Source organism: Acinetobacter sp. Ac_3412 (genome assembly GCF_013072675.1).
Lineage (GTDB): Bacteria > Pseudomonadota > Gammaproteobacteria > Pseudomonadales > Moraxellaceae > Acinetobacter > Acinetobacter higginsii.
Genome location: NZ_LXUJ01000010.1, coordinates 87,419 through 99,663 on the forward strand (window position 1 = coordinate 87,419; position 12,245 = coordinate 99,663).

The following is a 12,245-nucleotide window of genomic DNA, read 5'->3' on the forward strand; positions in this document are numbered from 1 at the left end:
TATTATAATGAATAACCGCTATTGAGTGGTTTTTTGCCACCAGTAAGAATATCTATATCATGAAAAATTGGAGTTGTTATGGCACTCGTTCCTCCACACAGTCTTCAAAGTGGTGGTTTAATCCCACTTATAGATTTTATGGATAGCATGGATAAGGAGGAAATTGTACATGACTGAAAATAGATTAACTCACCTCAAGCAACTTGAGGCAGAAAGTATTCATATTATTCGTGAAGTTGCAGCTGAATTTGAAAACCCTGTGATGCTTTACTCGATTGGTAAAGACTCGGCAGTAATGTTGCATTTGGCATTAAAAGCATTCTATCCAGCGAAACTCCCATTCCCACTACTGCATGTAGATACGGGTTGGAAGTTTAAAGACATGATTGCTTTCCGTGACAACATGGCAAAAACCCATGGCTTTGATCTGATCGTGCATCAAAATGTAGAAGGTCGTGAGGCGGGAATTAATCCGTTTGATCACGGCAGTTCAAAATATACGGACATCATGAAAACCCAAGGTTTAAAACAAGCTTTGGATAAGTATCAGTTTGATGCTGCTTTTGGTGGTGCACGCCGTGATGAAGAAAAATCTCGTGCCAAAGAGCGTGTGTATTCATTTCGTGATAATAAACATCGTTGGGATCCAAAAAACCAACGTCCAGAACTTTGGAACCTTTACAACGGTAAAGTGAACAAAGGCGAAAGTATTCGTGTATTCCCATTGTCTAACTGGACTGAGTTAGATATCTGGCAATATATCTATTTGGAAAATATTCAACTCGTTCCTCTCTATTTCTCTGCAGTTCGACCTGTAGTTGAACGTAGTGGTACGTTAATCATGGTCGATGATGAGCGTATGCGCTTAAAAGAAGGTGAAGTTCCACAAATGAAATCGGTACGTTTCCGTACACTTGGTTGTTACCCGTTAACTGGTGCAGTTGAGTCTGAAGCAGATACCTTGCCTGAAATTATCCAAGAAATGCTTTTAGCCACTAGCTCAGAGCGTCAAGGTCGTATGATTGACCATGATGAGGCTGGTTCGATGGAAAAGAAAAAGCAAGAAGGTTATTTCTAATTTCCTGAAGCAAGTCCCTCTTTTAAAAGAGGGATTTAGGGAGATTAAAACCGATTTCTAAAGAATATGTGGAGTTTTGAGCAATGTCTCATCAATCAGATCTTATTAGCCAAGACATCTTGGGATATTTAAAACAGCATGAGCAAAAAGATTTATTACGCTTTTTGACGTGCGGTAATGTTGACGATGGTAAAAGCACCTTAATCGGTCGTTTACTTTACGATTCTAAATTGATTTATGAAGATCAATTGCAAGCAGTAACACGTGACAGTAAGAAAGTGGGTACTACAGGTGATGCACCTGATCTTGCCTTACTGGTTGATGGCTTACAGGCTGAACGGGAGCAGGGTATTACCATTGATGTGGCTTATCGTTATTTCTCTACAGAAAAACGTAAGTTCATCATTGCCGATACCCCTGGACATGAACAATACACGCGTAACATGGCGACTGGTGCATCTACTGCCGATCTTGCGATTATCTTGATCGATGCACGTTATGGTGTGCAAACACAGACTCGTCGTCATTCATTTATCGCAAGCTTATTGGGTATTAAAAATATCGTTGTTGCGATTAACAAGATGGACTTGGTTGAGTTCTCTGAAGCACGTTTCAATGAAATTCAAGTTGAATATGATGCTTTCGTGAGTCAACTTGGTGATCGTCGCCCTGAAAATATTGTGTTCGTACCGATCTCGGCATTGAATGGCGACAACGTTGTTAATCCATCAGCAAGTACGCCATGGTACAAGGGTCAAACCTTGATGAACCTTCTTGAATCAGTGGAAATTAAACGTGAATCAAATAAACGTGAATTCCGTTTCCCTGTTCAATATGTGAATCGTCCAAACCTCGATTTCCGTGGTTTCGCAGGTACGATTGCGCTTGGTCAAGTGAATGTTGGTGATGAAATTATTGCCTTGCCATCTGGCAAAAAATCAACAGTTAAAGAAATCGTCACTTTTGATGGCAACCTAGAACAGGCCGTTGCTGGTCAAGCAGTCACTTTAACGTTAAACGATGAAATTGATATTTCTCGTGGTAACGTTTTGGTCCGTGCAGGCGAGCAACCATTGATTTCACGTAGTGTGCGTGCATCAGTGGTCTGGATGAATGAGCATCCGCTGGTAAAAGGCAAACTGTACAATGTCAAAATTGGGACTCAAACTGTTCCAGCGAAAGTGACGGCAATTAACTTCCGTGTCAATGTGAATACGTTGGAACACACGCAAGTTGAAGAGCTTGAGTTGAATGCAATTGCGGATGTTGTAGTTGAGTTTGATGCGCCAGTGGTCTTCGATCAATATCAAGACAGCCGTTACACTGGTTCATTCATCTTTATTGACCGTCTAAGCAACGTGACTGTTGGTGCTGGTATGGTTGAAGCGGCAGTTGAATGGACAGCACACAGCAATCCTGTGACTGCGGAAGACCGTGCTGCTCGTTTAGGTCAGAAGCCTGCGGTGATTGGTGTTTCTGCATCGTTGATCGAGAAAGCTCAAGCTTTAGAAAGCTTGTTGATCCAGCAGGGTGTAGTTGCGATTGCGAAAGCCAATTTAACTGCTGAGCAAATTGCATTGTTGCGTGAAACAGGTGTTGTAATTATCACTACGACTGTTGAAGGTACAGATACCGAGATTGCTGCTGAAACGGTTGAAGAAGCCGCTGAGAAAGTGGTGGAGTTAGTTCGTCTTTAATCGGCTGAATTGATTTTGAAAAAACCCGCGGAAGCGGGTTTTTTTATTTGAGTGGGCTAAAAAATGTTGGAATTGGTTCTGTTGAATATTTACTCATTGTATTCTTTGCAGTTATAGTTTTGATATTATGTCGTGCAACTTGGTTTAACTGCTTTCCTATACACTAAATAAACACCACTCAAGATCGCTGTAATTCCAACGTAGTCGAAAGTAGAAAGTTGCGTATTAAAAATCATAAAGTCGAGTATCAAAGTCACAAGGGGCACAAGATAGAATAAGCTGGTTGTATTCACCAGATTTCCTGATTGTAATAATTTATAGAAAATAAGTTGGGCAATCACAGAAACAATGATGCCTTGATATAAAACTGGAATCCAAAAGCCCCAATTCATTTCAAAATTAAATGATTGAAAAGGGGTGATTAGGATTATGAAAATCAAAGAAATTGCATATTGCAGTGGTAAAACGTGCCATGGTTTTTCAGAAATTTTTCTTTGTAGAATCACACCTGCCGTAATACATGTCAGGCACATAATTGAAGCAAGCGTTGCCCATAAAGATAATTTATTGACAAACATATTGTTATAAACCAAACAAATAATTCCAAAAAAACTAAGTAATAACCCTGTGAGCTTAACTTTGGAAAAACTTTTCTCTGTAATAAAAAAGGTCAGAATAGGTTGTAATGCAAGGATGGTGGAAAGGAGCCCTGGTGAAATTCCAAATTCAAGGGATAAAAAATAAAATAGGGTATAACCCGTAATTAAAAAGCAACCCGTCAATATGACATATTTAAAAGAGGTGTTTTGTGGGTAAAAAGGCTGTTTTGAAATCACACAGAAGGATAAAATTAATGCGGTAGCAATCAAAAAACGGAAAAACAGAAAAGGAATTGCAGCACCATGATGAAGTCCCCATTTGGTAAAAATAGCAGCACTTCCCCAGAGCAAAACAAATAGGCTAATATAAAGGAAATTCTCATTCTTAAGTTTGACCATTTTACTTATCCTTTTTAATATCTATATTTTTAGGTCTTTGAATATCAGTTTTATATGATCACTAGACTATGATTTTCACTTGGTGGTTATAAAAATGCTCTACCATCTAAGACGGATAGAGCAAGTTATTTTAACAAATGATAAAAAGAATATATTTAGAAAATATGATTTGTTTTGAAAACTAAATAGTTTTTTATATCTTTAGGATAATCTTGAATCATCTTTAAGAAATTCGCTTGATCACCCTGATATAAAGCACGGGTTGCCTCTTCATAATTTGGCATATTGCCCAACATGGCAGACATAAAGTGGTCGGTAGATTGTTTGGCGAGCATGATATTGCTTTCAGAAGTTGGATCATTCAGCTCTTTATCAATCAACTTCCGAATCACAGCAGATGCACTGGAACTCTGCTGATCTAACCAATCCCAATGTTTTTTCTGTAAGGTAATTTCACGGGAGATGACGCCGAGTTTCGGTCGTCCAACTTTCTTTGTTGGCTCAGGCTCGCTATAACGTTGATGAATTTCTTGTTCAGAACCAGAAAGATTAAGATCAACCTGTCGGCCAGTTTGATCATTGAAAATTAAAATATTTTCAGTTGTCTTAGGCCTAAGTTTAATCTTAATTGCAAGCTCAGCAGGTTGCCCAGTTGCGATCAATGTACTCCCTGAAAAGGCAGTATAGGTTGTTGTTTGAATATTCATTTTCTTTGGTTTATTTTATACGGGTAAAATAATATTATCAGGGTAAAAGTAATTATGCAAATAAATATAGCTTCAAAAGATCTGATTCAGTTGGAGAGCCAGCTCTGAAACCTGACATAAAAAATGATGCAGATAGAATGCCAATTTTCAATTTTATTCTGCTTTGATATCGCTTTTATGAGACAATGTTTTTTTATTTTTGTGTATTAGGACTCCCATGATTGAGCAATCTCCTGAATCTTTAAGCGATATCGAAATTTTAGACATTTTACAGTCTATGAAAAAAGATAAGCTGGATACGGAAGCAAATGAGATTATCCGTAATGGGGGGAAGGCTGGGCGTCAAGAAGCACACAAACAAGCTTTGGTTGCACTGAATACAAGCTTTGAAGAAAAGTTTGTAGAAGCGGTTACGCTGGCATTAGGTTTGAATGCAGGTCAGGCGAAAAAAATTCGCTATAAAAAAGATCGTATCCGTATTTTAAAAGTGCGTGGTATTGATTATTTAGCGATTGATGGTGCAGAAACCGCTCAGGTTTTAGCTCAGGTTGCTCAAGCGATTAGCCGTGAAGATGCAATTGTGACAGAAGGTCTACACAATATTTTCCCATTTTGGAAAGAAGGTTGGCCAATGGTTCAGTTTGATAATGCCTATAAGATCTTGGCAGAAGACATTGGTATTCACTATCAAGCGACCTTGGATGAACTCATCTCCATGTATGGTGGGAATTAAGGAATTATAAATATCCTGTTCTGATCAATGCGGTTACCAATAGAAAATAACAAGGATTGTTACTTTTATGAATTTACCACCGACGATTCCTGCAGAAGCTTTAGCCATGCTTCATGCAGGGCAACTGATTGATGCAATCAAGATCACGCGAGAAAAAACAGGTTTAGGTCTTAAGGAATCTAAAGATTTAATTGATCAGTATTTGCAGGATCATCCGCAGGAACAGGCACAGATTCAAGAGCAATTGGTGCAACGTAGCCGTGGTGGAATCAAAGTCGTTATTTTAATTTTACTGATATTGGCTACCGTGATCTGGTTTGTTATGAAATAAAAAAAGCCCATCTATGGGCTTTTTTTATTGATTAAGATTAATCATCTTGGGATGTTGGAGATTCGCCTTCCAAATTTGGTAAAACTTGAGTCACCAGTAATTGGTCAATTTTATAATGATCGATATCGACAACTTCAAATTTGAAACCAGCATATTCAACAGCATCAGCAGGGCGAGGGATTTTGCGCAAACGATACATGATAAAGCCTGCAATCGTTTCGTAATTTTCATTTTCCGGGAATTCTTCGATGGTTAGCGCGTGTTTTACATCTTCAATTGGTGTACTGCCATCAATGAGCCAAGAATGATTATCACGTTTGATAATCTGCTTTTCCTCATCCATCGGTGTAACCCAGTCGCCCATAACCGTGATCATAATATCGCTGAGCGTAATAACACCAACAACCAAAGCATACTCGTTGATCACAACAGCAAACTTTTCTTTGGTCGAGCGGAAACGATCCAGTAATTCAGACAAGGTTAAAGAGTCTGGAATAATCAGGACATTACGGATGGTCGATTCATTGAGTTGGGTAAAGGACTGATTATTTAAGATGCGTACCAGAATATCTTTGGCATCGACATAACCAATCACTTGATCAATATGTTCACTGCACACTAAGAATTTTGAATAAGGGTGTTCAGCCAGTTTTTGACGAATACTCTGTTCAGGTTCATTCAAGGTGAAATAAACAATATTTTCTCGTGCCGTCATGCTGGATGGAACAGTTCGTTCTTCAAGTTCAAATACATTTTCAATGAAATGATGTTCTTGTTTTTGTAAGACACCAGCTTGTGCGCCGGCATTTACGATGGCAGAAATATCATCAAAAGTCATACTATCATCGCGTTTAGTATCAATTTTAAAGATTCTAAAAATTGAATTTGCAATAATATTAATAAACCAAGCCAATGGTCTGCAGATTTTGATAAAGATCGTAATTGGATTGATGACTTTAATAGCTAGTTTTTCTGGGAAAATCATGGCCAAACGTTTTGGCATCAAATCAGCAAATAAGATAAATAGGGAAGTGACTGTTAAAAAAGATAAGCTGAATCCGATGGTATCTGCCCAAGGCCCTGGATAAAGCTCAGTCGCCAAGTTGTGGAAGTAAGGACGCAATGAGGATTCACCGACAATACCCCCCAGGATTGCAACAGCATTCACGCCGACTTGGGTGGATGCAAAAAAGTCTGCTGAGTTTTCTTGTAACTCGATGACTTTATTTGCTCTTTCCTCACCGCTTTCAGCAATGAGTTTGAGTTTGAGTTTTCGTGATCCTGCAATCGCGATTTCAGATAAGGATAAAAAGAATGAACATGCGACTAGAAGAACTAGAATCATCATGCTTTGTAAAATATCCATACATCACCTATGTTGATAGGACACAGCCTATAAAGTCGCTTATGCAAATAATTGTTTGTAACGCATTATTTCACTCGCTTATTCTTTAAGAGAATATAAACTATCAATAAGTAAAAGAAATAAAATTTTATTGATATTATTATTAAAACAATCAGCCATACAGAAGATATGGCTGAAATTTCATCTTGTTAATGTGTCTGTTTAGAAAAAGCTATGTGGTAATTGTGAATTGCCATTATTCAACAAATACTCACGATTTTCTTCCTCAATCATTTGACGTGCAACAAATAGAATAAGTTGTCGTAGCCAACGATGAGCAGGGTGATGATGCAACAACGGACACCAAGCCATTTTAAGTTCAAATTCTGGAATATAGAATGGAGGATCCTTTATAACCAGTCTAGGATTCTGTGTTTGTAAGCGCGCCATACGTGTTGGTAGCGTCGCGATTAAATCTACATTTTGTGCCAACAGTGCTGGCATTTGATAATGACGGGTAAATACAGAAATCTTACGGCGTTGACCGATACGCTCTAAAGCTTGATCAATCCAACCTAATCCAGCTTGTTTTTCTGGATTGACACCAAAGCCGACACCCATACCTGTTTTAGATACCCAAATATGCTGTGCATCTAAATAGCTTTTTAAATTGAGGTGAGTAACTGCAGGGTGCTTATCATTTAAAATACAGCTAAAACTGTCACGCCATACCAGAACCTGATGGAAGCTTTGCGGGATTTCGTTGAAGCGGTTAATGGCTAGATCAACTTTACCTTGCTCCATATCACGGTAGGACACGTCACTTGGTGTTAAGAAATCCAAGACCACATTTGGTGCTTCTGAGCGTAAAGCTTTTACTAAACGTGGAACTAAAGTTGCTTCGGCATAATCGGATGTCATAATCCGGAATACACGATTACTGGTATAAGGACGGAATTCAGTACGCGGTTCAAGGATCATTGACAGATCAGCTAATGCATCTCGAATACGTGGCTGTAATTCTAATGCACGTTCTGTTGGCGTCATGCCCTCAGAAGAACGAATGAGTAGAGGGTCGTTAAATAAATTACGTAAACGACGCAGAATATTACTCATCGCAGGCTGGGTGACACCCAATTGCTCTGCTGCGCGGGTGACATTTTTTTCACGAAGAAGTACGTCAAGATAAATTAATAAATTGAGATCGACGCGCTCCAGATTCATAAAAAAAATACCGAAAATAAAATCCTTGAATTGCCTTGAATTATGACATATCCAAAGGGATTTGTGTAACTTAATCCTACATAAAAGCAACAGCCTCAATGCTTAGGCTGCAACTTGGCACATTCTGTCGAATTATTTAATTTTGACGGCTTTTTATGGCGTAATTTTTTATTCAAATTTAAGAAAAATACACAGAAAAATTGTCATTTTCTGCAACTTAAATAAGCAAATTTCAGCTTTTTCTGAACTGATGAGTCTAGAAAATGGGGTTAAAATTTTATGGTTGGTTCAAGTTGTGTATTTTGTAAGGTTAATAAAAACAATTATTTAAATGGTGTTTTTTGTGTTTTTGAAAAATGGTTATACATATATTTTTTTAGAAAATACTGAAGATTAAGCCAGAATATTGGATAAAACACTTGCCAAAGACTAAGCTGTGATACATGTTGATGAGGTGCTTTAAATCTAGACTAATTAAAATCAGGATTTATTAGCGATCATTCGATGCCAATCCGCAAAAGGAATATATCATGTCTACATATCAAACAGCGATTGATGCAATCCGCGAACTAAAAGCAAAATTCGGCGACACTTGGCGCGATATTAGCCCAGAAGATGCTGCGCGTATGCAAATGCAAAACCAATTCAAAACTGGTTTAGATATTGCTAAATATACAGCTGCGATTATGCGTCGTGATATGGCTGCTTATGATGCTGATTCTAGCAAATATACTCAATCATTAGGTTGCTGGCACGGTTTTATCGCGCAACAAAAAATGATTGCGAACAAAAAATACTTCGGTACAACTGAACGTCGCTATATCTACCTTTCTGGTTGGATGGTTGCTGCACTTCGTTCAGAATTTGGTCCACTTCCTGACCAATCTATGCATGAAAAAACTTCTGTACCTGCTTTGATCGAAGAAATCTACACTTTCTTACGTCAAGCTGATGCGAAAGAACTTAATGATTTATTCCGTGCGCTTAAAAAAGCAAACGAAGCTGGTGATACTGCTAAAGCTGCTGAAATCACTGCTCAAATCGACGGTTTCCAAACTCACATCGTACCAATTATTGCGGACATCGATGCTGGTTTCGGTAACGAAGAAGCGACTTACTTACTTGCTCGTAAGATGATCGAAGCGGGTGCTTGTGCACTTCAAATCGAAAACCAAGTATCTGATGCGAAACAATGTGGTCACCAAGCTGGTAAAGTAACAGTTCCACACGAAGACTTCATCGCTAAAATCCATGCATTACGTTATGCATTCTTAGAAATGGGTCTTGATGACGGTATCATCGTTGCACGTACTGACTCTGAAGGCGCTGACTTGACTCAAAAAATCCCAGTGGTTAAAGAGCCAGGTGACATCGCTTCTCAATATATCAGCTACTTAGACACAACTGAAATTGACATTGCTGATGCTCAAGAAGATGAAATCTTGATCAAACGTAATGGTAAATTACACCGTCCTAAGCGTTTAGCTTCTGGTTTATATCAGTTCCGTGCTGACACTCAAATTGACCGTGTGGTACTTGACTGTGTATCTAGCCTTCAAAATGGTGCTGACCTTCTTTGGATCGAAACTGCGACTCCAAACGTAGAAGAAATCGCTCACATGGTTAACCGTGTACGTGAAACTGTTCCAAATGCGAAGCTTGTTTATAACAATAGCCCATCGTTCAACTGGACTTTAAACTTCCGTCAACAAGCTTACGACCGTTGGGTTGCTGAAGGTAAAGACGTTTCTGCTTACGACCGTGCTAAATTAATGAGCGCTGAGTACGATGCTACTGAATTAGCTGCTGATGCTGACGCTAAGATCCGTACATTCCAAGCAGATGCTGCTCGTGAAGCGGGTGTATTCCATCACTTGATCACACTTCCGACTTACCACACTGCTGCTCTTTCTACTCATGAGCTTGCACAAGGTTACTTCGGTTCTGAAGGTATGTTGGCTTATGTTGCTGGCGTACAACGTAAAGAAATCCGTGGTGGTATCGCTTGTGTTAAACACCAAGCAATGGCGGGTTCTGACATCGGTGATGATCACAAAGAAATCTTCTCTGGTGACAACGCTCTTAAAGCGCACGATGATGCTAAAAACACAATGAACCAATTCGCTGCTCACTAAGCAATGAACTGATTCAAAAAAACCCTGCGAAAGCAGGGTTTTTTATTGTTTTAAATAAATACTTAAGACTGAATATTTGTTTCAAGAAAACTAATTAGGGTCTTTCTGATTATTCGTGATGAGACGCTTTCTATTGAAAGAATTTATTCAATGAGATCTATCTTTATTAATCTAAGGACGATGTAAAAGAGACTTTATTTAAAAAGAGCAAGTGAATTGAATGGCTGAGTTGAATGATTCCATCAAAATATAAGCATAAAAAAACTGCTCATAAAGAGCAGTCTTTTAAGTTTGGGAAATAATAAATTATTTCTCAACACCTGCTGGTTGACCTGCAAGTTTTGCATTTGCATAGTCCCAGTTTACTAAGCTTTCTAGGAACGTTGCGATGTACTTAGGACGTAAGTTACGGAAGTCGATGTAGTAAGCGTGTTCCCATACGTCGATGGTTAATACTGCAACTTGGCCATGTGCAAGTGGCGTATCTGCATTGGCAGTTTTAGTAATCGATAATTTACCGTTTACTTCATCAGCAACTAACCAAGCCCAACCTGAACCGAATTGAGTTGTTGCAGCAGCAGTAAATTCCTCTGCAAACTTTTCGTAGCTACCAAAAGCTTCTTCAATTTTCGCTGCAATCGCACCTGTAGGTTTACCACCACCATTTGGCTTCATGCTGTTCCAGTAGAACGTGTGGTTCCATACTTGCGCAGCATTGTTAAAGATACCTGCTTTAGATGCATCACCAGCAGACGCTTTGATGATTTCTTCTAAAGATTTACCTTCAAGGTCTGTACCTTTGATTAAGTTGTTTAAGTTAACAACATAAGTATTGTGGTGTTTGTCGTGATGGTATTCTAAAGTTTCGCGAGTGATGTGTGGCGCTAAATCATCATAGCCATATGGAAGTGCAGGTAAAGTAATGGTTGTCATGTTTCATTCCTTGCAAATTTGCTGGGTTTTACATTAAGTGCCTTTATTGTAAATGATTCTATAGACAATAGGGCAGTCTTTTAATACACAAAATATGCAAAAAATTTCGTTATGAGACATATACCATACAACAATGATTAGAGTTTTTAGCTCGTTTAGTGAACGCCCTAAAACACTCTAACCCGTTTTTTATGGGGATACTGAATCAGGCCGAGCTGATTCGAAAATTATTAGACTTTTGCTTGTAATGCTTGGTGATAACGGCGATTGACCTCATTCCAATCCACGACATTGTAAAATGCAGCAATATATTCAGGACGGCGATTTTGGTATTTTAAATAATACGCATGTTCCCATACATCCAGACCTAAAATAGGTGTATTGCCGTGCATCAGTGGCGAGTCTTGGTTGCCACTGCTTTCGACCACTAATTTATGTTCAGGTGTCACACTCAGCCATGCCCAGCCACTACCAAAACGACTAATCGCTGCCTTGGTGAATGCATCTTTAAAAGCATCGAAACCGCCAAGTTGCTGATCAATGGCTTCAGCAATAGCACCTGTTGGTTCACCACCACCTTGCGGGCTCATGACTGTCCAAAACAGTGAATGATTGGCATGTCCGCCACCATTATTGATCACCATATTTTTAAGGTCTGCTGGAACTTCATTCACTTTGGCGACCAGTTCCTCTACAGGGAGTTTTTCCCATTCTGTGCCTTCAATTGCACCATTAATATTATTGATATAGGTCTGATGGTGTTTGCTATGATGAATTTCCATGGTTTTGGTATCAATGTTCGGTTCGAGTGCATCATATGCATAAGGAAGCGCAGGTAAAGAATAAGCCATATGTTTGATTCCTTTTGTAATCAATGTGGTTTTATTACGATGAATTGAAGCGCCTTCATTATTCATTTAAAAGCAAATGAGAATCAATATCTTTTAATTCGCTTTTATCTATGCAAAATGGAGTAAAAAATAAATTTTATTTATCATTTGTCTGTTGGGTCTTGAATTGGCTTGCCAATGAAAGAAAGGAGATGTGTTCTGAGTTAGGCTTTA

General features: G+C 38.7%; 11 protein-coding genes. 5 read left to right on the forward strand and 6 right to left on the reverse strand.

All coding sequences use genetic code 11. From position 1 onward, the window contains the following. The first annotated feature begins 169 nt into the window (after positions 1–169). Positions 170–1,078: a sulfate adenylyltransferase subunit CysD gene (gene cysD / locus A7P54_RS12260; protein ID WP_004808480.1), complete on the forward strand. Its 909-nt coding sequence runs from the start codon at positions 170–172 to the stop codon at positions 1,076–1,078. Positions 1,079–1,161: 83 nt separating this feature from the next. Next, positions 1,162–2,775 carry a sulfate adenylyltransferase subunit CysN gene (cysN, locus tag A7P54_RS12265; protein WP_171549746.1) on the forward strand — a complete coding sequence of 538 codons (1,614 nt, stop codon included), beginning with the start codon at positions 1,162–1,164 and terminating at the stop codon, positions 2,773–2,775. Between the two features lie 125 nt (positions 2,776–2,900). Here cysN and A7P54_RS12270 read toward each other — a convergent pair whose 3' ends face one another. Both A7P54_RS12270 and A7P54_RS12275 read right to left on the reverse strand, forming a co-directional pair. Then, positions 2,901–3,773, reverse strand: a complete 873-nt coding sequence (locus A7P54_RS12270) for a DMT family transporter (RefSeq protein WP_171549747.1) — start codon at positions 3,771–3,773, stop codon at positions 2,901–2,903. Positions 3,774–3,928: 155 nt separating this feature from the next. Next, on the reverse strand, positions 3,929–4,480 hold the full coding sequence (locus A7P54_RS12275) for a DUF2239 family protein (protein WP_171549748.1): 552 nt from the start codon (positions 4,478–4,480) through the stop codon (positions 3,929–3,931). Positions 4,481–4,697: 217 nt separating this feature from the next. Between A7P54_RS12275 and A7P54_RS12280 the strand changes: the two genes are divergently transcribed. Next, positions 4,698–5,213 (forward strand): hypothetical protein, encoded by a 516-nt coding sequence (locus A7P54_RS12280; RefSeq protein WP_171549749.1) that lies wholly within the window; start codon positions 4,698–4,700, stop codon positions 5,211–5,213. 67 nt (positions 5,214–5,280) lie between these two features. Beyond that, positions 5,281–5,544: a 50S ribosomal protein L7/L12 gene (locus A7P54_RS12285; RefSeq protein WP_171549750.1), complete on the forward strand. Its 264-nt coding sequence runs from the start codon at positions 5,281–5,283 to the stop codon at positions 5,542–5,544. A gap of 37 nt (positions 5,545–5,581) precedes the next feature. Here A7P54_RS12285 and A7P54_RS12290 read toward each other — a convergent pair whose 3' ends face one another. Next, positions 5,582–6,910 (reverse strand): hemolysin family protein, encoded by a 1,329-nt coding sequence (locus A7P54_RS12290; protein WP_171549751.1) that lies wholly within the window; start codon positions 6,908–6,910, stop codon positions 5,582–5,584. Positions 6,911–7,111: 201 nt separating this feature from the next. After that, positions 7,112–8,113, reverse strand: a complete 1,002-nt coding sequence (locus A7P54_RS12295; protein ID WP_004808464.1) for a LysR family transcriptional regulator — start codon at positions 8,111–8,113, stop codon at positions 7,112–7,114. A gap of 530 nt (positions 8,114–8,643) precedes the next feature. Here A7P54_RS12295 and A7P54_RS12300 point away from each other — a divergent pair. Beyond that, positions 8,644–10,248 (forward strand): isocitrate lyase, encoded by a 1,605-nt coding sequence (locus A7P54_RS12300; protein WP_171549752.1) that lies wholly within the window; start codon positions 8,644–8,646, stop codon positions 10,246–10,248. Positions 10,249–10,554: 306 nt separating this feature from the next. Here A7P54_RS12300 and A7P54_RS12305 read toward each other — a convergent pair whose 3' ends face one another. Then, on the reverse strand, positions 10,555–11,181 hold the full coding sequence (locus tag A7P54_RS12305; RefSeq protein WP_005202479.1) for a superoxide dismutase: 627 nt from the start codon (positions 11,179–11,181) through the stop codon (positions 10,555–10,557). A gap of 230 nt (positions 11,182–11,411) precedes the next feature. Then, the gene (locus A7P54_RS12310; RefSeq protein ID WP_171549753.1) at positions 11,412–12,032 is read right to left on the reverse strand and encodes a superoxide dismutase; all 621 of its coding nucleotides are present in this window, start codon (positions 12,030–12,032) and stop codon (positions 11,412–11,414) included. Positions 12,033–12,245: the final 213 nt, after the last annotated feature.